Genomic DNA, 23,025 nt, shown 5'->3' on the forward strand with positions numbered 1-23,025 from the left:
AACGAGAAAGCCCCGCACAAGGCGGGGCTTTGGGACGGGTGCCGGTGGACCGGCCTACTTATTGAGCAGTTGCGCCTGATGGCGCTCCGCCTGAATGATGCGGGCCAGGGCGGCCAGGAATATGCCGAACGCGATCACGCCCACGCCCATGGTTGCCTTGGTGAGCATCAAGGCGCCCACAAGCGCGGCCAACAGCCCCACAACTGCCAGAAAGATATACATCACGCCCCCTATTGATTGGTCACTCGGGCCATGATGCCATTCTTCCACTGCAGCGTCAGGCAGGAACTTCCTCATATTCCAGATACCCGGTGAAGTAGTTGCGGCTGATGTTCTCCGCGCTCGGTAGCTGGGTGGGATAGCCATACATCGCCGACCTGGCCGCCAGCACGGGGTCGAACATCTTCGATGCGATATCCCTGAACTGAGGCACCAGGCAGGAACGCTGGCGCCCTGCCATCGCGGCAGCAACCGTCTCCCAGTCCACGCCACCGGCCAGGCCGCCGCCGCGCACAAGCTCGGTTGGCCGGCCGGACAGGTTGCAGGTCAGGCGACGATAGGTCGCGCCGGGGACCGTGTTGAGCTGCGCCCCTTTGGTGCGGGTGTGGGCGCTGGTGTCGATCGTGACCACACCCCATCCATCGCTGATTCCCACATCGACTGATCGGAAGATCGCGATCTCACCGATATCAACGTTCACCGCGGTGGTGTCGATCTCGACCGACACGACGCCCAGCGGCGCGCTGGCAAGCGGGAAGAGCCAGGCGCACACGCTGCCATCGGGCAGCTTGACCGTCGTGGCCGTTGCGCCAGCTGCCCGGACCTCGACGCCCGCCGGCACGCTCAGGCCCAATACTGCGATGATCCCAGGCACGATGGCTTGAGCCAGCGTGATGGTGATCGCGAGATTGCCCGTGCGCCTCACGCGCGTGGCGCGGGCAGGCTTCCCGTCGAAGAGCGCACTGCCCTGATCGGCGGTCAGCCAGGTGCCGCCGGTCAGGGTGGCCGTCTCCACTGCCGGCATTCCGAATCCAATAAGCACGCCCTTACCCCCACACCGTCAGCACCACGTCACCCGTGGCAGGGTTGCGCTCCACGCGTCGCACCAGCACCGGCTTGCCATCGGCGAGACCGTACCGCCCATAGGTCAAGCGGCCGACCTGTCCGGGGAGCGGTGCCAGCTGCTGGTCGCCTCGCACGGTCACCTGGTAGAAAAACCGCTGCCGCTGGTATATCGCCACCACCCGGTCGATTTCCGCCTGGGCGTCGGCCGCATGCCAGAACAGCGAGATCACTGGGTCGGCCGCATCAGCCCGGCGGTAGTGCGGATCCAACAGGCCAGCCGCGTACACCTGGCCCCGATACAGCGCCGTCAGCTCGTCGCGGCGGGCCTGGGGAACGTCAACCACATCCGTCACCAGGTCGGACGCACCCAAGGCCTGCGCATTCGGCCGGTAGGCCATGCGGCGGGTCAGGTTCGGCGCCTCGTCCGGCACCCCCACCAGATCGCTGGCCATATCGGCTTCGGACAGTTCAAACGCCATCGGCCCAGTGAACGATTCCGGCGCAACCACCTGGATGAATCGAAGGACGCCGGCGGCGTCTTGGTAGCACCCCACCCCGAAGCTGGGCAGGATCGCGTTCAACGCATCCCGGCCGGTGATCGAGGTGCCCGCGTAGTACCCAACGCCCGCATAGCCGGTAGCCGCGTCCACAGCCCCGCAGTCGGCCGCAGACCATGCGCCCTGCCCCAGCCTACCCATCACATCAGCGACGGCAGCGGTAAGCGTTGCAGGCGCCATTCCGGGCCCTATGCTCGAAAGGTCGGCCACCACGGGGGTCACCGGCGGCGACTTCATCAGCAGCTGCTGCCCGTCCGGCGAGCCGCTGAACGCACCCGGCTCCATCAGGTCGCCGCGGTCCATGACCGATTCGACGAACACCGGCACGTCGGCCAGAAACATCGCCGTCGCATCCGAGTTGCCGCCGGCAGCCGGCACGCTGGCCACCGCGCCGATCACGACCGGCTGGGGCTTCCAAGCAAGGGACTCGATATTGGGCAGGAACACGCCACGGTTCAGCGTTTGGCTCAGGTAGTCGTGTGCGTCCCGAAGGTGCAGGGTCTTGCTGCCGTCGTCGTTGATCTCGATCTGATCGATTGCGCAGCGGAACGCAGGTTGCGCTTCCGCCAGCATGGCGGACTCATCCACCATCAGGATGCGGACGGATTCGCCCGAACCACCGGAAAGCGCCAATGCATCCAGCACCCCATCGGCATCGGCGACCAGGCACTGCGCGGCCGCCGTCTGCGAAACCGGATCGCCACCCCAAGGCCAGAAGCTCAGCTCTTGCACCAGGCTGACACCCTCGGCGACAAGGCCTTCGTATCGAGCGTTGGCCGGGCTGTCGCCGGGCGCGCTGAGCCAGTCGGCATCGGCCAACCTCACCGGTGGCGTGGCCGAGGCATTGGCATCGAGCTTCCAGCCCGCCAGCGCCGCCTCGCTACGCGCGCCCCACTGCCCCGCGTTGACCGCCAGACACAGCCCGCCTGCCTTGGATGCGGCCAGACCAGCCGCGAAGTGCAGTGGACCGGCCAGCAGCAGATCGCGCTGGTGGACCAGGACGCCATTGAGGTACAGGTTCAGCCGCGAGGGGCTGCCGAAGGCAACGCGCAGACCCACGATATCGCCGTGGGCCACCACCGGCAGTCCGGTGGCAATGGCGCCGATGCCCTGCACCAGCCGCCCGGTAGCCAGCTCCCAGCCGATGCCGTCCCCGTTGGAGCCGGGGGATTCATCCAGGGCCGCCGCTGCGGTCACGAAGCCGACCACTGCCGCCAGGTCGTCATCGCCCCACAGCGCAAACTCGACCCCCACCAGGCCGTTGGCCAGTGCGAAGTCGGAGCGAGCGCAGCGGTTGGTATCGGCAGCCGCAGTAGTTGCCAGGGTGAGCCCTCCGTCGCGGGCAGCGAGCAGAGGGCCAATTGGAAGCGCGGCAAAGCGCCCGAAGGTATCGGCCATGGGTCATCCGAGAGATTCGAACCAGTCTTTTGCCTCGTCCTCGTCGGATCGTGGCACCAACGTGTCCAGGAAGTGCTGCATGTTGCGCTTGGTGCCGCCCTGACTGTGCGCAGCAGTGACGTACGCGATCAGCGCTGCTGGCTTCTGGTGGATGCTGACCGGGTCGATGGGGTTTCGCTTGTGGAACTCCCACCACCACAGGAACTCCCGCCGAGACATGGTCGCGCGAAGCTCTGCCACCGTGCGATGCAGGTGCCCGGCGAGGACGTGCCAAAACCAATCCTCGCCGCGCTTCCTTAGTCGTTTCCCGCTTCTTCCAGGAGGGCGTCGCCATCACTGCCGAAACCGGCGTGCTTGAGCGCGATGGACTGCAGGCTGGCCGCCACCTTGGGTTTCAGCTCGCCAGCCTGCTTCGGGGTCATCACGCGCTTTCCCTCCGCGTCGCAGATCGTGGCTGCGATCAGCTTGGAGCGGTCGCCCGTGGCGTACAGGTCGCGAAACTCGGTGTCAGGCAGCGAGCGCACGTAAAACTGCGCCTTTCTGCCATCCGGCAGCTCGATGGTATCCGGCTGCAAATCCTTGGCCGCGAACATGCCGGCGTTGGTGAAAGCCTGCAGGATGCTCACCGGCTCCAGCGGCTGTGTTTCGTTGGTTTCGTTGGTCTTGCTCATTGGCCGTTTCCAGGTATGGCGGCAGGGCGCGCGGGCCGCGCACGGCTAACACGCGGTGGATCCGCGCGCCCTGCCAAAGAGAGTGGCCCGCTCGCGCGGGCCAAAAGAGAGAGCGCCGTTCGGCCGATCAGTCGGGCCGGTGGGTCTCGACGGCACCGGAACCACGGATGGTCATCGTCGCCTTCCAAACGTCGTTGTCCGCCACGGTCACGGCGAAGTTCTGCACGAAACCGTTGAACTGCTTGCAAAGCACGTTGTCCGGCGGGGTGATGACGCCAGCGACAGCCGCCGGCTTGGCAACGCCGGCCGTCTCCGACTCCGGCGCCGTCACCAGGAAGTTGACCACCGCGCCGGTGCGGTGCAGCTCTTCCAGCGCTTCGGAATCCTCCGCGTCGTAGATGACCTCGATGGTGGTGCTGCCGGTGGCCTTGCGACCGGCAACGTACTGATCCCAGTCATCGTCGAAGTCGGAGATATCGATCTCCGACGCCTGGCCATCGGGGAAGCCGACGGAGCGCACGCGGGTCACCTTGATGACCTCGGCCGCGCCGATGGCAATGAACAGCTGGGTGTGCTTGGACTTGAGAACCTGTCCCATGGTCTACCTCTGCTTGGGGCCCGGTGCCGGGCAAGAAAAAGCCGGCTCGCGCCGGCGGATAGAAGGTGACCTGCTTCGCTAACGGATCTGCAGCAGGCGCACGTCGAAGGAGATGCCGAAGGCGCCAGTGTCGTCGTCATCCGGCGGCGGATTGAAGCTCTCGATGCTGCCCACGGCCTCGATGGCATCGCGGATCGCCAGCGCAGCCTCGTTGGCCTGGCCGCTGTCCCTGCCCCATACGGCAATCCGAACGCGCCAGCCGTCAGCTGGTGGACGCTCAGACAGCACGGCGAGCGGTGACCCACCGACCGCCTGCCACGTGGCGTAGGGCAGCGCCGTGTCCTGCGGCGCCGCATTGGGGTAAACACGGATGGGATCGCCCAGCACCCGCCTTACCTCTGCATCGCCCTGGAGCAATGACTGAATCAACGGAACCATCAACGCCACCCCCTTGCCCGCATTACCTTGTCGATGGCCACCCGGGTATGATCGATAATCAGCTGCGCCGCCTCTGCACCCTTAGCCTCCGCAGCCGGGGTAAGGAACGGCCTTGCAGCCATCTTCCTGGTCCCAAACTCCAGGTATCGCCAGTAGTAGGCCCACCCCGCCTGCACGTAGGTTTTGCCGACGCGCCGCTGGCGCCGGTTCCGCTTGGTGTTCGCGTACTTCACCCGCTTTCCGGTCTTCACGCCGACGGTGAAGTACTCCCCGCCGGGGCCAACGCCGGCCCTGTTCCGGTTCCTAGCGTTCGCACGGCGCACCACGATCTGCTGTGCCAGATAGCCACTGGCCCGCCGCACGCGGGCACGCGCAGCATCCCGGATCACATTACCGCCGCGACGCATGGCCGCCTGCAATGGCTTCCCCTGCAGCTCGACGGGCAGCGATTTCAGGGAAGCCAGCAGGCCGTCGAGCCCGCTGATCTGCAGATGCTCAGCCATCGGAGATCCCTGCATCGACCATGAGGGTGAGATGGCGGCGCGCGGTGGGGTCAGGCAGCACCGCGCGGATGGCGTAAACCTGGCCGTCGAAGAGCAGCCGCATGGTGTTGACCACGCCGGGCAGGAATGGCACCTCCATACGCGCACTGACCTGGCCGTGTTCCGCCGTGGCCGCGGTGAACTCTCGGCCGGACAGGGGCACTACTTCGGCCGGAACGTCGATCTTCCAGTCCACCCAGGACGTTCGGTCGCCGCCGAGGGGAAGGCGCACCCGTTCCTCCACCTGCAGGGTGATCCGGTGCATGTACTTGCCGGCCATCACACCCCCCAGGACACGCGATAAGGATTCAACAATCGGCGGACAGCCAGATCGCTTTCGTCCTTCTTGAAGTAGTAATCGCCGACGAGAAGATGGGCCGCCTGCTTGATCGCGGGCGGGACCGGAGCCGCTGCAGGCGGCTCCGATCCATCCATCCAGGGCACCGACCGACCGATGTACTGCTCGATGTAGTCCTGCGCCGCCTCGATGTGCCCGGTAATGAGGGCGTCGTCGGCGTCGTGAATCACCGGCAGGCTTTGCTTTGCCTCAGCCAGTTCGATGAGCATGGCTCACTCCTGCGTTGCGGGCAGAGCGGCCAGTGCGGTGTCGATGGCAGCCAGGACCGCTTCACGGGCCTTGGCGCCCTTGGCGCTCTCGGCCGCATGGGCAGCTTCCAGCGTGGCGCGATCGCTCACCCCCGCCAGCGCAGTAGTGACCTTCTCGGCCTTCTGACGCACCAGGGCCGCGCCAGCGACCTGGGCGGTCTGCGTCACCTTGTTGGACGCCGGTTGGGCCATCTTGTTGGACGGCAGCGGAGCCGACTTGCCACCCGCATCAGCGTGACCGATCAGGCCAAGATGCTGCAGATCCTTCGCTCGCTGTTCCGGGCCGCTCCAGGGCTTGCCGCGCTTCTGATATCCGCCTTCGGCGTTGGGGTCATTGAACCCCTTCAATGCGATGAATCCCATGTTGGACCTCCAGCGGCGGGCTCGAAGCCCGCCGCTCCATTTCAACGGTGATGAGCCTTACGGGCCCTCGAACGACCCGTGCACGAACGACTCCGGCCGATACACGGCCAGGCCAACGCGCTCTTCCGCGCGGATGGTCACCATGTTCTTGCGGAAGTTGTCGCCGTCCTCCGTCGAAACCTCGACAGCTGCGTCCTCGCGGTCGAACACCTGGGCCGCGATATCAAAGGCACCCACCAGGAATTCGCCCTCCGGCACCGCGGTGGAGTCCACCACGGGCAGCTTCCAGATGCGGGGCTGACCGCCTTCCACGACGTTCACCCAGATGTAGCGGCCCTGCTCATCCTTCTGCAGCTCGATGTCTGCCCAGTCCACCGGGTTCAGGGCGATACCGCTGGCACGGTATTCGGCAACACGGACCTGCAGGATGGCACGGCGCAGGATATCGATCTTGGTATCGCCGGCCTTACGCAGCGTTTCATTGAACGCGGTTGCCTGCGGAATCAGGCCGAGCAGGTTCTGCCCGGTGCCATCGCCTGCCAGCAGCTGGGCTTCTTCCACGTACTTGAGGCCGTAGATGGCGCGGCCGTTGATGTAGCTCTGCAGCAGCGGCACGTCGGCCAGAACCTGCTTGGATGCCAGGAACCAGTGGGCCAGGGTCTTGACCGTGGTGGTCTTCAGCTCGAACGACAGGTCGGACTGCGGCTTCAGGGCGGTTTCGGCCACCGGCCCCGCCATGTTCTGGAAGCCCGATTCCTGCACGAACTCGATTGCGTTGGAGCCCGTGCGGCCCGGCATGATCAGGTCGCGAATGGTGAAGGGGCGATCCGGACCTGCGACGATGCCGGGAACCCGCGTCGGCTGGATGGCCGCGCCGACGCCGCCGGTGCCCGTGGTTGCGCTGGTGATCGAGGTCACCGCCTTCAGGTTCATCCGGGCGATGCCACGACCCTTGGCAACCAGATCGTTGAAGCCTTCATGCTCGGTGAACTGCTCACCGATGCTCTTGAGGTCAACGGGGTCGTTGGCCGAGAAGCGACGCGCCAGCTTCTGTTCCACTTCGAGCAGGCGGGCATTGATCTCGATGCCACCCTTGGAAAGCAACTCCAAGGCGCCCTTGGTGTCGTCCAGGACCTTGCCGTGTTCCTTGATCTCGTTGCTGGCCTTCTCGGCGAACAGCTTGATCTCATTGTCACGTTCGTTCAGCTGGCTGATGAGGCCTTTCAGTTCCAGCGTGTCGTCCAGGTTCTGGGCGTTCTTCATTTCGCGGCCAATCGAGCTGGCCAGTGCGGTGTAGCGGGACATAGTTGTTCCTCAGAAAGTCGGGAGGGTCAGCCGGCCCAGAACAGGGACGGTCGTGTTTTCTTCAATCGCCTTGCTCCCGGACTCGCTCCGGTCCAGCAGATGCTTCAATCCGCGGTTGGCGATCACCGCGGATTGGCTTTTCGAGAACCCTGCCTCACGCAGGATCTGCTCAAATTCAGGCATGGTCGGCAGGGATCCATGCGCCAGCTTCGACTTGATGGCGTCGATGCGGGCATCATCGTTCGCCGGGAAGGTGACCAAGCTGATTTCCACCAGCTCAACCTTCTTGAGCGTGCGCACGCGCTCCTTCTCATCCCAGCTGTCCTCACGGACGTAGTAGCCGATGGACAGACCTGACACAGCGCCGGCCTTCATCAGCGCGTGCGCCTCCTTGGCGCGGGCCACACCGTCGATGATGAGCTGGCCCTCAACCTTCAGGCCGTGCGCATCCTCCACCAGGCTGGTGTAAACCCCGATGGGCTCACCGCTGCGGTGCTGCCACAGGACCGGCACCGGCCGGCCCTTGGCTTTGATCTCTGCCAGGCTCTCGCTGAACGCCCCGGGCGCGACCACCTCACGGTAGGAGTCGACCGTCCCGAACACCGAACCGTACCCAGAGAAAAGGCCGTCATCGCTGACGGCCTTCACGGAGAGGTCGAAGTCCCTGATCTTCAGGGCCGCATTTTTTCGATTCATGTCGTTTTCCCATCGTCGGATTGCAGCCAGGCCATCAGCGCCGAACGGGCCTGCTGGTCACCGGTGTTAGAGCCCAGCATGTCGATGGGCAGAAGATTGGACTGCACGGTCAGTTCGGCTGCCTTTCCGCCCTTGCGAGGTAAGTTCTCCCGCTCTCGGCAGTCATCGCGGGAATAGATCCCGTTCTGGACCATCGTGCTATAGAAGGAAGCGCGGGCTGCACTGTCCGCGCGCAGGAGTCCTTCCACTGCGAACTCGGCGAAGTATCTGGCCCGCTCAGCGGGCGCCATCAGATCCTTCCGGATCGACTGCTCGATCCTCCGCAACCATGGCGCCAGGGAAAAGGTCAGGAAGCCGATCATCTGCTGCTCGATGCCGGTGCCCCAGCTGGTGGACTTTTCGGCGTGGCCAACCATGAAGGGAGGCACGCCAAACCAGCGGCAGATTTCTTCCACGTTGAAGGCACGTGTGGCCAGAAGCTGCGCGTCCTCCGGGTTCATCGGGACCTGCTGATACTTCATTCCCGCCTCAAGCAACATCGTCTTGCCGGCGTTCATGGCGCCCGCAAACTCGGCCTTCATGTTCTCGCGGAAAGTGGCTCTGTTCTTGTCGGTCAGGATCTGGTCGGTGGTCAGCACGCCGCCCACACTCATCCCGTTGGCAAATACCTTCGATGAGGCCTCGTCTGCGGCCATGGCCGCACCGAACACGTGGGCGCCGGCTTGGATGGAAGATATCCCCATCGTCCCGTCCGTGCTGAATCCACGGATGTGCCACATTCGTTCTTCGGGGATCACTCGCTGGCGCCCATCGGCACCGGAGTACCGATACTCAAGCTCGCCCGTTGGAAGTCGCCTCACAGCCATTCGATGTGGCTGCAGGAACTCCAGGTTGACTAGGCGTCCTGAGCTGACGGTCTTCTCTGCGTACGCGTTGCCCCACAGGAGCAGGCTGACCATGACGACTTCCCAGAACTGCACGGCCGTCATATCAGCATTTGGCTGATTGTGCAGGATCTCGTAAAGCGGATGCCTGTTGGCAGACACCCGCGTTCCATCTGGCTTCCGTTCGAAGAACCCAACCGGAAGCGTTGCAATGACCTGTGCGAGCAGCCTCACGCATGCCATGGCGGCAGACAGTTGCAGCACCGTGCGTTGATTCACGGTCTTTCCGGCGCTGGAGCCACCGCCGGACCAGGCCGCCCAGAAGGCCTCATCGGTTAGGCCGATGGGCACGCCAAGCCAGCGCAGGACCGATGACTTGATCTTTCCGGGACCTTTCTGCTTTGCGTCCTTCGTCATCTTCACACCACGATTGGATTTGAGAAGAAGCCGTCCAGGTCGCCATCGTCTTCTTCAGGGGTAATGGAGAGGCCAATCGCCATGAGCAGCGAAACCATGTCGTCGATCTTGTCGGGCGAGCGTTTCTTGTCGGGCTTCTGATTGAGATTCCCGTCTTTCACCACCAACAGGTTGGACGCGCACCAGTTCAGCACTGGATCGTTTCCATGCTGGATGGCCTTCTTGATGTAGAGCCGCTCAAGCTCCTGCATCGCCGGGTGATAGTTCTTCGTGGTCTGGTTGAACTCAACCAACGGGATTCCATCGGCCAGAAGGCGCTGGCTGATTTCTTGGGCATTCCATCGGTCATAGGCGACAGCCGCTGGCTTGAAGCGCTCAATGTCCTGGCGCATCCGCGCCTCTACCACCTCGTAGTCGGTGACTTCGCCAGGCGTTACTTCGATCAAGCCGGCGGCTACCCAACCGGCATAGGGCACAACGCCTCGCTCCGTTCGCACGCGCACGGCGTCCTCGGGTACGAACCTGCGGCCCCAGGTGAAGTACACACCGTCCACCTTCCATACCAGGCGCCAAGACGTCAGGTCAGTGGTACTCGCAAGGTCGAGCGCCCCCCAACAGGGGTGACCTTCGAGCCAAGCCAGATCCACATGCCCTCCGCACCTCTGCCACTTGGTCAGGTCCACCCAGCCAGTGGCCGAAGAAGCCGGCCTGTTGAGCCGCTTGATCTTGAACTCAGCAAGCTTGGACGGCATCTGCCGCGCCTCAACAGCCTCCTTTCGGATCGCCTTTATCAGGTGCGGATTTGCGTCCATTAAGGGGTTGGCCTTCTGCCACACGCCCTCGTCAAACTCGTCGTCTTCCTCATCGACAGCGTAGAAGACCACCAGAAAGTGGTCGGCACTTTCTCCCAGGATTCCCGCCAATACCTGCTTGGCGAACTGCCGCAGCTCACCCCAGGGGCCTGGGTTGGTGTAACCCTCCGTAGTGGTGTAGAGCCAGAGAGGGCTGCTCCGTGCGCCGGCGGCCGATGTAAGGACGTTCAGGAGGTCGGCTGACTTGTGCGCATGGATCTCGTCCAACCCGACATGTGATGGGTTGAGACCGTCTTGCGTGCTTGCCTTGGCGTTGATGGGCTTGAAGGTTGCTCCCGTCTCCAACCGGCTGATGGCATTGGCCCAACAGGCCAACCCGAATGCCTCCTGCAGATCCGGCGTCTTCTCGGTCATGCGCTTGGCGACGTTGAAGATGATTCGCGCCTGGCTGCCGGTGGTCGCTGCGGAGATGATCTGCGCGCCTTCCTCTTCTTCGCAGCATTGGCAGTAGAGCAGGATCGCAGCGGCCAACGTGGACTTCGCATTCTTTCTGGCCACAGCGAAAAGCGCAGATGTGAACCGTCTGCTTCCGTCATGGTTGCGGAAGCCAAAGAGCTGAACCACGAAGAAGACGTGGGAATGGTGCAGCTCGATCTCGGGGCGTGCCCACTTGCCTTCAACGTGAGGCAGCTTCTCGATGAAGTCGCACGGGTCGCACGCATGCCACTCGTCAAACAGGAATGGCGGCCGCTTCCTGCTTGCCCGCTTGAGGTCAGCCAGGAAGCGCTTTGCCGCCTGGCGGATCAGCTTTCCGAATCGCTTTCCTTTCTTGTCGGCTATCGCCTTCTCTGCGTAGGCCTTGGCGATGCCGACATAGTCACGCACGACTCTTCCGCTTCTGGCCATTGTTCGCGAAGGCGTTGCCCTGCTTCGCGGAATCTCCAGCTGGCCGGACCTTGCCCTGGGCAACTGGCGTCAGGCCGAAGTCATTCATAAGGCCTCGCAGCTGCGAAACCATGGAAGCGACGGGCGCCAGGCCGGCGGCATACATCTGCACCGTGTTCCCATGCAGCGCGCACAACTGCCCGAGCGCCGACAGGCCGGCTTCGGTGAGCAGCTTGTTGGCATGAAGGATTGGCGCGAGCCGTTCCCACTCCTTGATGGCGTGGGCGTTAGGTAGCCAGTCCGGTGCCAGCGGCACATCAGAAACCAGCGGAAGATCCACTGCCAGCGGTGCGTCGCGGTCCGGACGATCAGTCCCCGCCACCACCTTTAGCGATGTTGGTTTGCGGGGATTGCCCATGGCTCGTTCCAGCAGCGCAACGGCTGCACCTCAAAAAATGGTTTTTCCCAACTGACGGTGGAAAAAAACAGGGGGGCGCACGTATCGGAGCGGGAGGGGCCTGAACTTTTGCCCCTCCCCCACCCCGAACCATTAAATTTTCGTTAACTTTCGTTCCGTTTGTGGAACGACAGGCTTCCGCCGCCGATTGCCGAATCCGCCGTCCTCGCGCGCCGTCTTAGCGTTGTGGCATTGCGCGCATAGGCCTTGAAGGTTGGCCAACTCGTTGTTCCGGCTGTCACCATCGACGTGATCCACGTGGGTGGCCGGCTTGATCCGCCCCAGCGCCTGGCAGCTCACACACAGCGGCGATGCGGCCAGCACCTTCGCTCGTAGTCGAAGCCAAGGGGTTGAGTTCGTTGGCAATGCACGATCAGCCTGACGGTTTCTAGCGGGAGGTGCGAACGCCGCTCCCGCCCGCCCGTGTGGTCGATGCTTCGGCGGTCGGACGGGCATCAGTAGGTATTTCCGTCCATATCCGCGCGCCGCTCTGGCTCTGCATCATCAGAGACCGGTGTGCCAAATTCCTCGCCCAGCAGCATGGCCACTGACTGTGTCAGCAGCGCGATGCTTTCGGACTGTTGGCCAATCTGCTTGCCCTGTTCCTCGATGATGGCGTGCTGCCTCTCGACCAACGCCAACAGGCGATCCAGACGGTTATCGGCCATCACTTCCACCTGGCACCGGATTGCCTTCGATCTGATCGATGGCGTCCAGCTGCGCTTCGTACTGCAAGAGGCAACGCTTCCGGCCGTTGCTCACGTCGAACACGGCCGATGGAGTGGCGTCCCGTATCCACTTGCACCGCTTGCGCAACTGGGGATCGATGGGAACGTACGTTGCCACCGGAACAGCTATTACCGTCGCCGGCGGCGGATTCGGCTTGGTAGGCGCCGCCTGGCACGCGGCCAGCAGCACTGCGGTCAAGACGACGATGACGCGCATATCAGTACCCCTTCAGTGCTGGGCAGGCGGAATCAAGCAGCTCCAGCGCTGCCTTGCACGTATCCGGCCGCGTTTCATAGCGACCGCGCCAGGTGAAAGCCTCCTTCTCGGACGCCTCGATCTTTCCGGCCAACTCCTGAAGGGCCGCCGCGCTCTCCGCCTTGAGGGCTTCCAGCTTCTCGGCCTCCGCCCGGAGGGCAATAGCCACCTCAGCCAGCCGCTGATCGCGGGTGTCCACATCAGACTGCAGCCGGGCAGCATCCGCTTTCCAGTCGGCCTGTACCTTGATGACCTGGGCGCTCAGGTCCCGGATCTTCTGCTCTTTCTCCCATGCGGTCAGGCCGGACACCATGCAACCGAAAGCCAACACCGCGCACACCAACTTGACCTTGCTACCAGGCTTCCGCAGCCAGCGCAGCGCGTCGGCAGCGGCGCCGACGACCAGCGCCCACAGTTCGTGCAGGAATCGGATCATCTCGCTCATGGCTTCTCGCCTCCGATGGCGCCGGTCGCTCTCTCAACCATGCGCACATAGCCGGGCAACAGCCGGCGGATCAGGACGCCGGACAATCCGGCCAGCGGCAGCTGCGGGGCGCCAGCCAGTGACGGCCAGATGGACGCGGCAACGGCTATGACCCATGCGGCCACGATGGCGTAGGCCACGACCGCCACGGCAAGGGCCGCCCAGCGCGCGGCGGTCTGCAGAAGGCGATGGCCGGCCCGGCGGGTGGCATCAGCTGCTACCCGCTCGGCGTCCTTCTCGGGCAAGAGAAGGACGCCAATCAGCGCTCCTGCCATAGCGACCAGCAGCACCGACTGCGGGACGCCAAGAATGATCCGCTCGGCCTCGCGCAACGCATCGGCCGTAGCTGGCGCCACCACTGCCGCGGTGAACGTCCCGACTATGGTTTTCAGGGTGCTCACGGGCTCAGTCACGGCGCCACCGTCCCGCCGGCCTTTCGGTAAACGGCCAACAGGTCGGCAAGCTTTTGTTCGTGCTGACCATAGCCAGCCCCAGGCATGCTCGCCCAGATGTTGCTGACCGCCTTGATGGCCTCCGTGATCTTGCCGGCTTGGATCAGCGGCAGCGCGCGGCGCTCCCGGATCTGCTGCAGCGCGATCTTGTCCTGGCTCAGCGGGGAGAAGTCATTCAGGCCCAACGTCTTCCGGTACGCATCGTAGTACTTGCGCAGAAGCTGATAGCGGCCCGCAGCAGTGGACTGGATCTTGAGCTTGGGCAGGTCTACCAGCACTCGCGGGTGGTCGGCGTAGCCCCTGAACAGCTGACCGCCGACGATCACGTCATAGCCACGATCCTTGGTCGGCTGCTTACCGTTATCGGTCCCCTCGGACCACGCCAACATGTCCAAGAAGGCGAGGACGTTAGTTCCACCCGCCTCTTTCGCGGTGATCGTGGCCATTGATGAACCCTGTAAGGTGCCCGCCCCTAGCGCCGGCTGGGCACGAGGGTTGGTCCGGCTGGGACGCGGGCAAAGAAAAAGCCCCGGCTGGGCCGGGGCTTGCGATTGGATGGTGGCAAGAATGCCTCCTTTTTCGATGACCTAGGAAGTCATCGCTACGCCGCCTTCCGAAGTGCCCTCTTGAACTCGTCTGCAGCGCGCGACTCAGCCGCTCGGAAGTTGGCCAGCATCCATTCGTAGACCGGGCGCCAGAAGCGGCTGTACGCCGAGCAGTCAGCGCCGATTGACGTGCCACGCCGGCGACCGCTGAACGGCTCGTAGCCGGTCCCGCCACAGCGCGCGCAGTTCACAGCCCCGGCAACCGCCGGGTCTTGAACCACCCGCCGCCCCTCACATGCCGGGCACTCGCAGCATTCCGCCATTTCACCCATCACTGCACCGGCCAAAACGCCTAGCTGCTCCATGGTGTTGTTGGGCCATGCCGCAGCGCGCGCATCTTCCAGCGCCTGCTCGGTGCGCTGCAGCTCCCGCCGCTGCTTGTCGGTGGTCTGCCCGGCGGTCCAGCCAATACAGGCCTTCGCAATGCCGAAGCTCGTCCTGGCGTCTGCCAGGGCATGCATCTGGCGGGTGAACTCGGGCGCCACCAGGGCGATCACCTCCTGCCGCAGCTGCTCACGGCGCCGCGAGCCACTCTCCGGCCACCACAGCGCCTCCAACAGTTCACGCCCCAGCCCGTGGTGGACGTATGCCAAGGCGGCCAGAATCTCCTGCGTGGATGGCCCACCGGTGCTGCCGTCAAAACTCATTGCCTTAGGTCCCGTCCCGCTGGACAGCAGCTCGCGCGCGTCTTTCATCCCTTCCCCCTTAATCGATCTCGTCGGTTGATTTCGCGGCGCAGCGCGCGTGATCGGCGCAGCGCCTGCTCGGCCTTGCCGCGCTGGCCCGGTGCCGTCCACGCCCGGGTCCACCGCATTTCGGCTATCTCCTGCTGGAGGCTGCTCAGCAGCTCCAGCGCCTTGTCGTCATAGCGGGTCAGGTCCATCCAGCCAGCTTGTTCCCCTTGCGTCGCACAGCCCGCGACCTATCTGCCAGGTGCGGGCCCCGCAGTGATCCGGACCACCACCTGCCCGCCCTTGCGCACTTCGTCGGCCACCAGCGGATGGCTGATAAACCGGGTGTCATCGATCCCCAGCACCTGAGCCAATCCATCGCGGGACGGCTTGAACCGGCTCAGCAGGTTGTCGTCGTCCATTCGCCGGCGGCTGGGCCTGTAGAAAGTGACGTGTAGGTGCAGACGCCCATCGGGCAGGCGCGCCCCCTTCCATCCGGCGTTGATGGCCGCGATCACCGCCACCTGGCGGGCGTACTGAACTGCGTCTGCCTTTCGCGCCCAGTGCAAACGGCCGTTCGGCGACAGATCCTTGCTCGGCCAGGGAAGCACCAGCTCCAGCGCGCGGTCAGGCACCCGGCACCTCCGGGCGAGCGGCCAACGCGGCATCCCACGCGTCCTGCATCTCAGGGTCGTCAATGCACCGGCGCTTGCTGACCCATGCCTCCATGAAGGCGATTTCCATCTCCACAGGCAGCGCCACCGGCACCAGCACGTAGCCCTCGGGCGGCGTGAGGGCGGCGATGATGGCCCCCACAGCGAGCGCTTCTTCCGTGTCCGAGTCGCCCGCACGAATGTCGCGGGCATCCCTGATCTTGCCGGCTAGGTCATATCGCGATGCCAGCAGTTCCCGCGCCCGCTTCTCGATGGCGTCCATCAACTGCGCTCCTTCTGGCTACACGACCTGACAACAAGCACACCGATCAGGCCAACCGCGGCGTTCGCCCACCACGGTCCATTCCCGCAGGCTCCGATCAGGATCAGCGCCCATCCCGCCACAAAAGGCTTGGTTGCCATCAGGCCACCTCCGGGCCGGCCGGCTCGGCCGCATAGTGCGTGATCGCCGGGTTGTCGCCGCGCCAGCTGCCGAACACCGGCCGCTTGCTCACCGAGTCCCACAGCATCAGTCGTCGGCCGTCCTGCGGTGCGGCGGCGATGAGCAGCCATTCCACCGCAACAATGCGGACCCGGCCACGGGCCAAGGCGCTCACCCGGGCGGTTGCTACGACGCTCATGCTGCCTGCTCCCAGCTGGCCGTCAGGCGCTGTATCACGCCACCACCTTCCACGAACTCGTCAACGGTCATGGCAGGCCGCTGGCCGGCCTTTTCTTTGCCCCACGGCTTGGCCGGGACCAGATCGGCGCGCAGATCCACCCTGGCGCGGTTGATCGTCATCTTGTCCGGAGCGCGAGGGCTGGTGCCGGGGCGCTTCGATGCGCGGTATGCCGCCTGCTTCGCGGCCTTGTCTGCCCTGCTCTGCTCCCGCTGCTCGTCGGTGACAACGAAGGTCCGCCGCATGCCCTGCCCCGAATTGCGGTACTCAGCTCGCTGGCCGCTTCCCTCCTTCGCCAGGAAACCGCACGCCACCAGGTCGCGAACGGCGCTGCGGATCCTCTGACGCTGCTCCCCAGGCTCCGCCTTAGCCAGCGCGCACAGATCGCGCATGCGCAGCTTGGCCTTGGGCGCCGCCTCAAACAGCGCGCGGATCTGGCCCGCATAGGTGTTTGTCCTGTCCATCATGCTGCTGCCCTCAGTTCGTTGATGTAGGTCTGCTGGTCAATCAGCTCGTCGTCGGAGCCGTACGTCTCATGGAAGGTCCGCGAGCCGTCCAGCAGGCTCGGGCCGTAGATCTGGCGCATCGTCGCGAAGGTGTTCCCCTCCATCGGGTAGCGCATGTGGTGCCATTTGCAGAGGGCGAAGCCGAACATGTGGCCCCGCCGCAGGTTCCCGCTCTTGGCGTGGTTGTAGTCGCAGCCGTAGACCACCAAGGTCGGCTCCAACAGGTCCTGCAGCTGCAGCGCCAGGCAGGCCATGCAGGGGCCGGTCTTGGCCAGCTCGATCCGGGCCGCTTCTTCCCTGGTCGGTTGTGGTTCCTTCGACCACATCAGCGCAGCTCCGGGAGCGGGCCGGCATAGCGGGTGATCGGGATCTGGCGGGCACCATCGCGCCAGACCTTCGCGCCACGGGATGCGTACAGCACCAGCGGCTTGATCCCGTACCCGTAGGCCAGATACCAGCCGGCCACAGCCACCGGTTCCGACACAGGGCGCACTTCCAGAGAGACGTGGTCCAGGCTCATGCGGCCGCGTCCTGAGTGGATCCCAGCAGCGCAGCGATCTCGGCAAGGCGCTTGCGCGTGCGCTCGCTCGCCTCGGGCGATGCCTCGACGCGACCGGCCAGCAGGGCCAGGGGGTTGAATGACGGCGTGGCCGGCGGCAGCGACAGGTACTCGGCAACCTGCTCGTGCGCCAGGCGGCCTGCGTTGACTGCCTGCTGCAGCGCGGCGTCGCGGGCACCAGCGTCGTGGCCGAGCGAAGGCTGGTAGACGGCACAGCCGCCTGCAGCGCGCGCCTCCTTCACCAACCGGGTGTAGACCTCCAGGAATGCTGCGCGGCCGGCAATCTTGTCTCCGGCCTCGACCAGCGGCAGCGCCGCGGTCCATGCATCCCGGGTCTGCTCGGTCCACACCAGCGTCACCGCCTCGTCAGCGGCGCGGATGGCCACGGCCCAAGCTTCATTCGGGGCCGGATGGCCGTCTTCGATGCGCTCCATGATCGCGGCCAGGCTCAGCCTGCCCTTTACCTCGCGGCGGCATGCGGTCAGCGCGTTGGCCAGCACCTGCAGCGGATAGGTCGCCAGGTCGGTCACCATGTACGCCGCTGCGACCGGGCGAATCTGCTCGCCCATCACCTCAGCGGTGGCCACCAGCATTTCGACCAGCCGGTCCTGATCGGCATCACTGAGCACTGGCGTTCCCCTTCATACGGCGCAGCAGCGCCTTGGCGTCGTCGGCGGCCGAGGCGTTGGCCTGGGTCTGGTCCTGCTGCTGGGCGATGGTCGCGGTCACCTGCCGGCCGGTGGCCCACTGCGTGCGGTAGGCCTCAGCGCCGGCCAGCAGCACACCCAGGTCATGCAAGCGCTTCACGGCGTACTGCTCGTTGACGCTCACGAACCACCCAGCTACCAGCGGCGCCTCATCACGGCCCAGCCGCTTCACCAGGTCTTTCACGTTCGTGTTGACCTTGGCGTTCCGCACCGGGTCCACGCCGTGGCGCTTGCGGTAGGCGACTCGATAGGCCGCCCACGTCTGCCGACAGGCTTCCTGCAGCAGTTCCTCCTGCGCCGCCTTCGACAGCGGCGCGGTCAGCGCCGGAACTGGCGGTTCTTCTGACGGTTCATTGGTGGTTATATGACGGTTAGGCGGCACGGGGCGCACCTCCAGACCTGCGCCCGGTGCATCCCCTCCTGCAGCGGGCGCATCCCCACCTGCACCGGGCGCCCCCCCTGCATGGGGCGCAGCACCTGCGCCCGGTGCAGCACCCGATTTGCCAGCCTTGCGGGAGCCCTTGGACGGAGCCGCATCCTTGTCGAACTTGGCCGGCGTGACGTTGTAGACCGTGCTGCTGTTGAACCGGCGGTCGCGGGTCAGCAGGCCCACAGCCTCCAGATGATCCATGGCAGTGCGCACAGCGCGCGGCGACATGCAGCAGCGCGCGGCGATGGTGCCCACCGCCGGCCAGCACACGCCGTCGTCGTTCGCCTGGTCTGCCAGCGAGATCAGCACGGCCTTCTGCGTGACGCTCAGGCCCTGCAGCGGCCAGCACTGCGACATGATGATGGTCGACATGTCAGAGCCCCAGCGCGAGGTTCTGGCCCGGTGCCACCGGCCACCAGGTGCAAGCGCTCTTGCCCGTGGTTGCGCACGGGGCGGCAGGGCCGCGCCAGATCGTGCCCTGGCGCGCAAGCTCCGGCAGGCGCCGGCCGAGCATGTGGCGGTCAAGGCCGGTGAGCGAAGCCAGATGCAGGCTGCTCTGGCCCGGGTGGCGGCGCACTGCAGCGGCAGCCTGGGTCTGCTGGTCCAGCAGCTTTCCGGTAGCGACCAGGTCGGACGCTGCCGCGTGGCTGCTGCTGGGATCGGTAGAACGGGCCAGATGGCTCATCGGGCCGCCCTCCCCTTCGCTGCAGCGCGCGCCACATTCCTCTCCAGCCGGTTGGCCATCGTGCGCAGCGCGCGGATCTCCGCGATCATCTGCTCCGCCTCAGCGTTCGTGATGGTCGAATCGGCGATAGCTTCCACGGCCGTGCCGGACAGCTTGCCAACGCGGCTGGTGATCTCCAGAAGCTTCATCTGGATGGCGCCGATCTCGTCGGACCAGCCGCCCTCTGGCGCCGGCGGCACCACGTCTGCAGCCATCCCGAAGCGCGCCACCAGCGACTGCAGCCAGCCCAGCGCGCGCTCACCGCCGCCAGCTTGCTCCTGCATCCACTCGGTCAGCAGTTCGGCGATCTGGAGCGTCACCGACTCACCCTCCAGCCCGCGCAGTTTTGCGCGCAGCGTCTCCGGGTGCATCGACTTGCCCCGGCGCTGGGCCAGGTACGCAGCTGCAGCCTCCACACCACCCGGCGTCTCGCGCACGGAGTTGTAGAGGTTGTCGAGCCAGTTGAGGGGTGAGGTGCGGCAGGTCATCGGGTCACCTTGGGAGGGACGGCATTTCAGGGTTTCGGGCTGGGCCCGGGCGGCGCACGATGGGCGCCATGGACAGAGACAACTCAGGGACGACGGCCAGGGATGGCCTTTCAGGCGGTATCGACTGGGCCAATGCGGTCCGCGTCGGGGTCGTCGTTGATCGGGGTGGCCGGGGCATCCTGCTCGGCATGCCCCAGCAGCTTCATCACCTGCGGCAGTGCCGGGACCATGTCCTCATCCGCCCAGCCGCTCACCTGCTCTACCGGCAGGCCCAGCACTACGGCCAAGTGCTTGTCATTGGTCAGGCCCAGCCTGGCTCGCAGGGCGCGCTTGGTCATGCGGCTATCCGCCAGCTGCCGCATCGCCGCCAGCGCTTGGCGCGGCGCGGGCGGCACCGCGTCCACGCCAGGGCCGAATACGTCCGGCCGGAGCGAGTGGCGCGAGACACCGGTGGCGGCTTCAATGGCGAGTACATGTCTAGCAGGAACTGGGCGGCGGCCCTTAGCCCACTGGTTTACGGCCTGCGGCCGAACGCCGAGGAGCCGAGCCATCGCGGCTTGCCCCCCCTTGAGTCCATCGATAGCGCTAGTGATCGGGTCCATGCCATAAGTAAAGCACGCCTTTACTTATTGCGTAAAGCCCTGCTTTATTGGCAGTCTTCACGTCACGCGCGATCATCAAGCCATGCTTGATAACAACGAACTCGCCCGGCGTATTGCCTTCGCATTCAGCACTGCGCCCCGCGGGACCAAGGCGGCAGTTGCAAGGGAGTGCGGGATCAACCCTCAGGCCATCACAGGTTGGGAGTCGAATGGAGCAATCGATAAGTTCTTCATCCCCGCACTTGCACGCCACACCAAGAGGCGCCCTGAGTACTTCCTTGATGAAGCTATATCCGACGCTGAATCAGCCGTCTCCACCGCTGGCGGCGCGGACCATGCGGATGTGATCGGCTTTGCCCAGGCCGCTGGCCTGGGTGCCGGGGCTGAGGCCGAAGAGTACGCAGAGACTCATAGCCTAAAGTTCAAGAAGACCAGCTTGCGGCGCCGCGGCCTCCAGAGCCAGAACCTAGCCGTCTACTACGGTCGGGGCGACAGCATGGAACCGACCATCAAAGACGGCGATGCAATCCTCTTCGATACATCCGACACCAGGGTGCTAGACGGGGTGCTTTACGTCATTCAGGTCGATGGGATGGCGAATCCCGAATTTTTCGTGAAGCGGGCGATGGTGCTGGACACCGGCGTCTATTTCCAGAGCGACAACCCCCGCGGCGACCACCAATGGCAGAAGCCAAAGCCGATGGCGTCAAAGCGGAACCCAATCACGGTAATAGGCCGTGTTCACTGGATTGGCGGATGGGCAGACTGAAATGAGCGAGAAGGACCATGTAGGCATTTCGAGAGAACTGCTGCAGAAGATCGCAGCCCTCGAATTCACCATGATTTGCGTATGTCAGTCGCATCCGGATCGCGACGCACTTGGACGACAGGTTCAAAGCCTGCTCGGCTATCTGGAAGAGAGCAAACCAGCGGGTGTCGAAAAAATGATCGAGCTGATCGAAACGATGTCCGGGTTCACCAGGGAGATGCCAACTGATGCACCCTAAATTCAAGGAGCGAGTGACTAGGGTCCTGGAATGGACTGAAGCCGCAGCTGAAGATGGACAGCTTGCGAGCGGAGGCGGTCCACCCCATGATGGCGGAATGGAAGCACGTGTCGCCAAACTTGAAGCTACGGTGGAGTACATCCAACGTGACGTCGCCGAGATTAAGACCGATCTCCGGTCTATGGATCAGGCTCTGCGGCAGTTCGGCTTGGAGGTGAACAAAGAATTCAGGTCTTTGGACTCGGAGTTCAAGGCTGTCCGCGCTGAAGCCAAGTTGGATTTCCAAAAGCTGTTTGGAGCACTCATCGTCGCAACCCTGGGTCTTGCCGGACTTATGGCGAAAGGATTCGGCTGGGTCTAGCGTCCGCCCACTAGAACTTAAAGCCCCGCCTCGGCGGGGTTTTTACTGGCCGCTACTCAGCGATGAACAGGTTCATCTAACTCAAAGAAAAATATCAAGCTGCGCTTTACATCATTTGTAAAGACATGCTTTACTTTCTCCGCCGCCCAACGCAGCCCCATCCCGGGGCCGGGCGCAGGAGATCACACATGGCCACCGTGTCCCTCGGCGCCACCAAAGTGGCGCCCACCGTCCTCACCATGGACGCCCTCGGCAAGATCGCAGTAAAGCTCGGCTACGCCTCCTTGTATCTGGATCCGGCCGAGGCCGACCAGGTCGCGCTGGAACTGCAGCGCGCGGCGATGGCGCTGCGAATCAACGCCAGCAACGCCCAGCAGTACACCGACGCCCTGAGCGGCAAGGACGCAGCATGAGCGCCCGGGTCTTCGCTCGCGTCCACCCTGCCGGCCGCGCTATGCCGGTCTCCGCCGACGAACACAACGTCGTCGTAGACCTGGGCGCCAGCGCATTGCTGCTCACCACCGCCGACGCTCGCCAGCTCGCTATCGATCTGTTCCGCGCCGCCTGCCCTGCAGCAGGCGCACCGATGGCCGCCGAGCGTGCCGAGAAGCACCTGCAGGTGCAGGCATGATCGTCGCCGCCACCTACCCGCTCGCCCAGCGCGCGGCTACCGCGGCCAAGGCCGCAGCCATCGCCGCCAACTCCATGGGCTTCTCGCCCAGCCTGGTCACCGCCGCCGCCGACGTTGCAGCGCGCGCCGTCCTCGACCAGCGCGCCAGCGCCGGTCGCGCCATCGCAGACGTGCGCAAGAGCCTGCGCCGCATAGCGCGCGCTCAGGGCGGTGCTGTATGAGCCGACCGGTCGTAGTCAGCTGCCGCGTGTTCGGTGGCCGGAGTCCCAAAACGGGTAAGCCTGTCGGGGAGCGCCACCGGTGGAGCGGGAGCGAATGGGGTAAGGGGCAGTGTGACTTCTGCCACCGCACCTTGAGCGAAGTTCAGCAGAAGCCGGCGCCTCGCGCCAAAGGCGGTGCTGCGTGACCGACCAGGACTTCTTCGCGCAGATGCAGATCGGCATCCCGCCCATCACCCCGCCCGCCGGCACCGCGCCGGCTGAGCCCACCACCGAACCGGAAGCCGACTAATGCGCCACCTGGCACTGCCCTTCTACTGCGCCGTGATCGTCGGCCTCCTGATGGCGCTGCTCGCGCGCGCCATCTACACCGGCGCCGATTCCTTCGTACTCGTCTGCCTGGTCGGCATCGCCTACTTCGGCTGGGCCTGCCTCCGCGACACCCGTCAGAACTGGCCGGCCTTCCGGGCCGAGATGCAGCGCAAGCGAGCCGCCCGTCGCCGACCGGCCCTGCCGGCAGACGACACGCACTGAGCAACCGCCCGGCCGGCGCAACCGGCCTCCCACGC

The 23,025-nt window shown here is 64.8% G+C and carries 42 protein-coding genes and 1 pseudogene; 7 read left to right on the plus strand and 36 right to left on the minus strand.

Going from position 1 to position 23,025, the window contains the following annotated elements; genetic code table 11:
• Positions 1-54: 54 nt before the first annotated feature.
• The 36 genes and pseudogenes from ACM2ZB_RS10285 to ACM2ZB_RS10460 all read right to left on the minus strand — a co-directional run.
• Positions 55-297 carry a hypothetical protein gene (locus tag ACM2ZB_RS10285; RefSeq protein ID WP_416058404.1) on the minus strand — a complete coding sequence of 81 codons (243 nt, stop codon included), beginning with the start codon at positions 295-297 and terminating at the stop codon, positions 55-57.
• On the minus strand, positions 278-1,024 hold the full coding sequence (locus ACM2ZB_RS10290) for a hypothetical protein (RefSeq protein WP_416058405.1): 747 nt from the start codon (positions 1,022-1,024) through the stop codon (positions 278-280). Before ACM2ZB_RS10290 ends, ACM2ZB_RS10285 begins: the two co-directional genes overlap by 20 nt.
• A 22-nt stretch (positions 1,025-1,046) precedes the next feature.
• Positions 1,047-3,020, minus strand: coding sequence for a hypothetical protein (locus tag ACM2ZB_RS10295; protein ID WP_416058406.1), 1,974 nt, complete (start codon positions 3,018-3,020; stop codon positions 1,047-1,049).
• 3 nt (positions 3,021-3,023) lie between these two features.
• Entirely contained in the window at positions 3,024-3,260 is a 237-nt protein-coding gene (locus ACM2ZB_RS10300) for a hypothetical protein (protein WP_416058407.1), read from the minus strand.
• 56 nt (positions 3,261-3,316) lie between these two features.
• Positions 3,317-3,691: a hypothetical protein gene (locus ACM2ZB_RS10305; RefSeq protein WP_416058408.1), complete on the minus strand. Its 375-nt coding sequence runs from the start codon at positions 3,689-3,691 to the stop codon at positions 3,317-3,319.
• A 127-nt stretch (positions 3,692-3,818) separates the two neighbouring features.
• The gene (locus ACM2ZB_RS10310) at positions 3,819-4,289 is read right to left on the minus strand and encodes a hypothetical protein (RefSeq protein ID WP_416058409.1); all 471 of its coding nucleotides are present in this window, start codon (positions 4,287-4,289) and stop codon (positions 3,819-3,821) included.
• A 78-nt stretch (positions 4,290-4,367) separates the two neighbouring features.
• On the minus strand, positions 4,368-4,727 hold the full coding sequence (locus ACM2ZB_RS10315; RefSeq protein ID WP_416058410.1) for a DUF3168 domain-containing protein: 360 nt from the start codon (positions 4,725-4,727) through the stop codon (positions 4,368-4,370).
• On the minus strand, positions 4,727-5,230 hold the full coding sequence (locus ACM2ZB_RS10320; protein WP_416058411.1) for an HK97-gp10 family putative phage morphogenesis protein: 504 nt from the start codon (positions 5,228-5,230) through the stop codon (positions 4,727-4,729). The genes ACM2ZB_RS10315 and ACM2ZB_RS10320 overlap by 1 nt, the downstream gene beginning before the upstream one ends.
• The gene (locus tag ACM2ZB_RS10325) at positions 5,223-5,549 is read right to left on the minus strand and encodes a phage head closure protein (RefSeq protein ID WP_416058412.1); all 327 of its coding nucleotides are present in this window, start codon (positions 5,547-5,549) and stop codon (positions 5,223-5,225) included. The genes ACM2ZB_RS10320 and ACM2ZB_RS10325 overlap by 8 nt, the downstream gene beginning before the upstream one ends.
• On the minus strand, positions 5,549-5,836 hold the full coding sequence (locus tag ACM2ZB_RS10330) for a head-tail connector protein (RefSeq protein WP_164272489.1): 288 nt from the start codon (positions 5,834-5,836) through the stop codon (positions 5,549-5,551). Before ACM2ZB_RS10330 ends, ACM2ZB_RS10325 begins: the two co-directional genes overlap by 1 nt.
• Before the next feature lie 3 nt (positions 5,837-5,839).
• The gene (locus ACM2ZB_RS10335; RefSeq protein WP_164272486.1) at positions 5,840-6,238 is read right to left on the minus strand and encodes a hypothetical protein; all 399 of its coding nucleotides are present in this window, start codon (positions 6,236-6,238) and stop codon (positions 5,840-5,842) included.
• Positions 6,239-6,295: 57 nt separating this feature from the next.
• Positions 6,296-7,543, minus strand: coding sequence for a phage major capsid protein (locus ACM2ZB_RS10340; protein WP_416058413.1), 1,248 nt, complete (start codon positions 7,541-7,543; stop codon positions 6,296-6,298).
• A gap of 9 nt (positions 7,544-7,552) precedes the next feature.
• Positions 7,553-8,239, minus strand: coding sequence for an HK97 family phage prohead protease (locus ACM2ZB_RS10345; protein ID WP_108762313.1), 687 nt, complete (start codon positions 8,237-8,239; stop codon positions 7,553-7,555).
• The gene (locus tag ACM2ZB_RS10350; protein WP_416058414.1) at positions 8,236-9,540 is read right to left on the minus strand and encodes a phage portal protein; all 1,305 of its coding nucleotides are present in this window, start codon (positions 9,538-9,540) and stop codon (positions 8,236-8,238) included. Before ACM2ZB_RS10350 ends, ACM2ZB_RS10345 begins: the two co-directional genes overlap by 4 nt.
• A gap of 2 nt (positions 9,541-9,542) precedes the next feature.
• Positions 9,543-11,237, minus strand: coding sequence for a terminase large subunit (locus tag ACM2ZB_RS10355; protein WP_416058415.1), 1,695 nt, complete (start codon positions 11,235-11,237; stop codon positions 9,543-9,545).
• Positions 11,230-11,655 (minus strand): hypothetical protein, encoded by a 426-nt coding sequence (locus ACM2ZB_RS10360; RefSeq protein WP_416058416.1) that lies wholly within the window; start codon positions 11,653-11,655, stop codon positions 11,230-11,232. The genes ACM2ZB_RS10355 and ACM2ZB_RS10360 overlap by 8 nt, the downstream gene beginning before the upstream one ends.
• 132 nt (positions 11,656-11,787) lie before the next feature.
• Positions 11,788-12,150 carry an HNH endonuclease signature motif containing protein gene (locus ACM2ZB_RS10365; protein WP_416058417.1) on the minus strand — a complete coding sequence of 121 codons (363 nt, stop codon included), beginning with the start codon at positions 12,148-12,150 and terminating at the stop codon, positions 11,788-11,790.
• Positions 12,150-12,362 carry a hypothetical protein gene (locus ACM2ZB_RS10370; protein WP_416058418.1) on the minus strand — a complete coding sequence of 71 codons (213 nt, stop codon included), beginning with the start codon at positions 12,360-12,362 and terminating at the stop codon, positions 12,150-12,152. Before ACM2ZB_RS10370 ends, ACM2ZB_RS10365 begins: the two co-directional genes overlap by 1 nt.
• A complete protein-coding gene (locus ACM2ZB_RS10375; protein WP_416058419.1) occupies positions 12,352-12,639 on the minus strand; it encodes a hypothetical protein in 288 nt (95 codons plus the stop codon). Before ACM2ZB_RS10375 ends, ACM2ZB_RS10370 begins: the two co-directional genes overlap by 11 nt.
• Position 12,640: 1 nt before the next feature.
• On the minus strand, positions 12,641-13,123 hold the full coding sequence (locus tag ACM2ZB_RS10380; protein ID WP_416058420.1) for a hypothetical protein: 483 nt from the start codon (positions 13,121-13,123) through the stop codon (positions 12,641-12,643).
• On the minus strand, positions 13,120-13,563 hold the full coding sequence (locus ACM2ZB_RS10385; RefSeq protein ID WP_234412125.1) for a hypothetical protein: 444 nt from the start codon (positions 13,561-13,563) through the stop codon (positions 13,120-13,122). The genes ACM2ZB_RS10380 and ACM2ZB_RS10385 overlap by 4 nt, the downstream gene beginning before the upstream one ends.
• Positions 13,564-13,571: 8 nt before the next feature.
• Positions 13,572-14,060, minus strand: coding sequence for a lysozyme (locus tag ACM2ZB_RS10390; RefSeq protein ID WP_416058421.1), 489 nt, complete (start codon positions 14,058-14,060; stop codon positions 13,572-13,574).
• A gap of 155 nt (positions 14,061-14,215) precedes the next feature.
• Positions 14,216-14,914: a hypothetical protein gene (locus ACM2ZB_RS10395; protein WP_416058422.1), complete on the minus strand. Its 699-nt coding sequence runs from the start codon at positions 14,912-14,914 to the stop codon at positions 14,216-14,218.
• Positions 14,911-15,102 (minus strand): hypothetical protein, encoded by a 192-nt coding sequence (locus ACM2ZB_RS10400; protein WP_108753460.1) that lies wholly within the window; start codon positions 15,100-15,102, stop codon positions 14,911-14,913. The genes ACM2ZB_RS10395 and ACM2ZB_RS10400 overlap by 4 nt, the downstream gene beginning before the upstream one ends.
• A 39-nt stretch (positions 15,103-15,141) precedes the next feature.
• Complete coding sequence (locus ACM2ZB_RS10405; protein WP_416058423.1) at positions 15,142-15,525, minus strand: hypothetical protein; 384 nt, start codon at positions 15,523-15,525, stop codon at positions 15,142-15,144.
• On the minus strand, positions 15,518-15,826 hold the full coding sequence (locus tag ACM2ZB_RS10410; RefSeq protein WP_416058424.1) for a hypothetical protein: 309 nt from the start codon (positions 15,824-15,826) through the stop codon (positions 15,518-15,520). The genes ACM2ZB_RS10405 and ACM2ZB_RS10410 overlap by 8 nt, the downstream gene beginning before the upstream one ends.
• 139 nt (positions 15,827-15,965) lie before the next feature.
• Positions 15,966-16,184, minus strand: a complete 219-nt coding sequence (locus tag ACM2ZB_RS10415; protein ID WP_416058425.1) for a hypothetical protein — start codon at positions 16,182-16,184, stop codon at positions 15,966-15,968.
• A complete protein-coding gene (locus tag ACM2ZB_RS10420; RefSeq protein WP_416058426.1) occupies positions 16,181-16,690 on the minus strand; it encodes a hypothetical protein in 510 nt (169 codons plus the stop codon). Before ACM2ZB_RS10420 ends, ACM2ZB_RS10415 begins: the two co-directional genes overlap by 4 nt.
• Positions 16,687-17,055 carry a Ref family recombination enhancement nuclease gene (locus ACM2ZB_RS10425; RefSeq protein WP_416058427.1) on the minus strand — a complete coding sequence of 123 codons (369 nt, stop codon included), beginning with the start codon at positions 17,053-17,055 and terminating at the stop codon, positions 16,687-16,689. The genes ACM2ZB_RS10420 and ACM2ZB_RS10425 overlap by 4 nt, the downstream gene beginning before the upstream one ends.
• On the minus strand, positions 17,055-17,249 hold the full coding sequence (locus tag ACM2ZB_RS10430; RefSeq protein ID WP_416058428.1) for a hypothetical protein: 195 nt from the start codon (positions 17,247-17,249) through the stop codon (positions 17,055-17,057). The genes ACM2ZB_RS10425 and ACM2ZB_RS10430 overlap by 1 nt, the downstream gene beginning before the upstream one ends.
• Complete coding sequence (locus tag ACM2ZB_RS10435) at positions 17,246-17,917, minus strand: hypothetical protein (RefSeq protein WP_416058429.1); 672 nt, start codon at positions 17,915-17,917, stop codon at positions 17,246-17,248. The genes ACM2ZB_RS10430 and ACM2ZB_RS10435 overlap by 4 nt, the downstream gene beginning before the upstream one ends.
• Complete coding sequence (locus ACM2ZB_RS10440) at positions 17,907-18,797, minus strand: helix-turn-helix domain-containing protein (protein ID WP_416058430.1); 891 nt, start codon at positions 18,795-18,797, stop codon at positions 17,907-17,909. The genes ACM2ZB_RS10435 and ACM2ZB_RS10440 overlap by 11 nt, the downstream gene beginning before the upstream one ends.
• Before the next feature lies 1 nt (position 18,798).
• Positions 18,799-19,110: a winged helix-turn-helix domain-containing protein gene (locus ACM2ZB_RS10445; RefSeq protein WP_416058431.1), complete on the minus strand. Its 312-nt coding sequence runs from the start codon at positions 19,108-19,110 to the stop codon at positions 18,799-18,801.
• Positions 19,107-19,637, minus strand: a complete 531-nt coding sequence (locus ACM2ZB_RS10450) for a phage regulatory CII family protein (RefSeq protein WP_416058432.1) — start codon at positions 19,635-19,637, stop codon at positions 19,107-19,109. Before ACM2ZB_RS10450 ends, ACM2ZB_RS10445 begins: the two co-directional genes overlap by 4 nt.
• A 110-nt stretch (positions 19,638-19,747) precedes the next feature.
• Positions 19,748-19,975 carry a hypothetical protein gene (locus tag ACM2ZB_RS10455; protein ID WP_416058629.1) on the minus strand — a complete coding sequence of 76 codons (228 nt, stop codon included), beginning with the start codon at positions 19,973-19,975 and terminating at the stop codon, positions 19,748-19,750.
• 132 nt (positions 19,976-20,107) lie between these two features.
• Positions 20,108-20,239: pseudogene (locus ACM2ZB_RS10460) on the minus strand (YdaS family helix-turn-helix protein); the annotation flags it as partial.
• Positions 20,240-20,321: 82 nt separating this feature from the next.
• Here ACM2ZB_RS10460 and ACM2ZB_RS10465 point away from each other — a divergent pair.
• From ACM2ZB_RS10465 to ACM2ZB_RS10495, 7 genes are all read left to right on the plus strand, one after another.
• Positions 20,322-21,008, plus strand: coding sequence for a S24 family peptidase (locus tag ACM2ZB_RS10465; RefSeq protein WP_416058433.1), 687 nt, complete (start codon positions 20,322-20,324; stop codon positions 21,006-21,008).
• Position 21,009: 1 nt separating this feature from the next.
• Positions 21,010-21,246, plus strand: a complete 237-nt coding sequence (locus ACM2ZB_RS10470; protein WP_416058434.1) for a hypothetical protein — start codon at positions 21,010-21,012, stop codon at positions 21,244-21,246.
• 97 nt (positions 21,247-21,343) lie between these two features.
• Positions 21,344-21,607, plus strand: a complete 264-nt coding sequence (locus tag ACM2ZB_RS10475; RefSeq protein ID WP_416058435.1) for a hypothetical protein — start codon at positions 21,344-21,346, stop codon at positions 21,605-21,607.
• Positions 21,608-21,795: 188 nt separating this feature from the next.
• Entirely contained in the window at positions 21,796-22,020 is a 225-nt protein-coding gene (locus ACM2ZB_RS10480) for a hypothetical protein (protein WP_416058436.1), read from the plus strand.
• Complete coding sequence (locus ACM2ZB_RS10485; RefSeq protein WP_416058437.1) at positions 22,017-22,238, plus strand: hypothetical protein; 222 nt, start codon at positions 22,017-22,019, stop codon at positions 22,236-22,238. The genes ACM2ZB_RS10480 and ACM2ZB_RS10485 overlap by 4 nt, the downstream gene beginning before the upstream one ends.
• Positions 22,235-22,459, plus strand: coding sequence for a hypothetical protein (locus ACM2ZB_RS10490; RefSeq protein ID WP_416058438.1), 225 nt, complete (start codon positions 22,235-22,237; stop codon positions 22,457-22,459). The genes ACM2ZB_RS10485 and ACM2ZB_RS10490 overlap by 4 nt, the downstream gene beginning before the upstream one ends.
• Positions 22,460-22,747: 288 nt before the next feature.
• Complete coding sequence (locus tag ACM2ZB_RS10495; RefSeq protein ID WP_416058439.1) at positions 22,748-22,990, plus strand: hypothetical protein; 243 nt, start codon at positions 22,748-22,750, stop codon at positions 22,988-22,990.
• Positions 22,991-23,025 lie beyond the last annotated feature (35 nt).

The sequence above is a fragment of the Stenotrophomonas maltophilia genome (genome assembly GCF_047782825.1).
Classification (GTDB): Bacteria; Pseudomonadota; Gammaproteobacteria; order Xanthomonadales; family Xanthomonadaceae; genus Stenotrophomonas.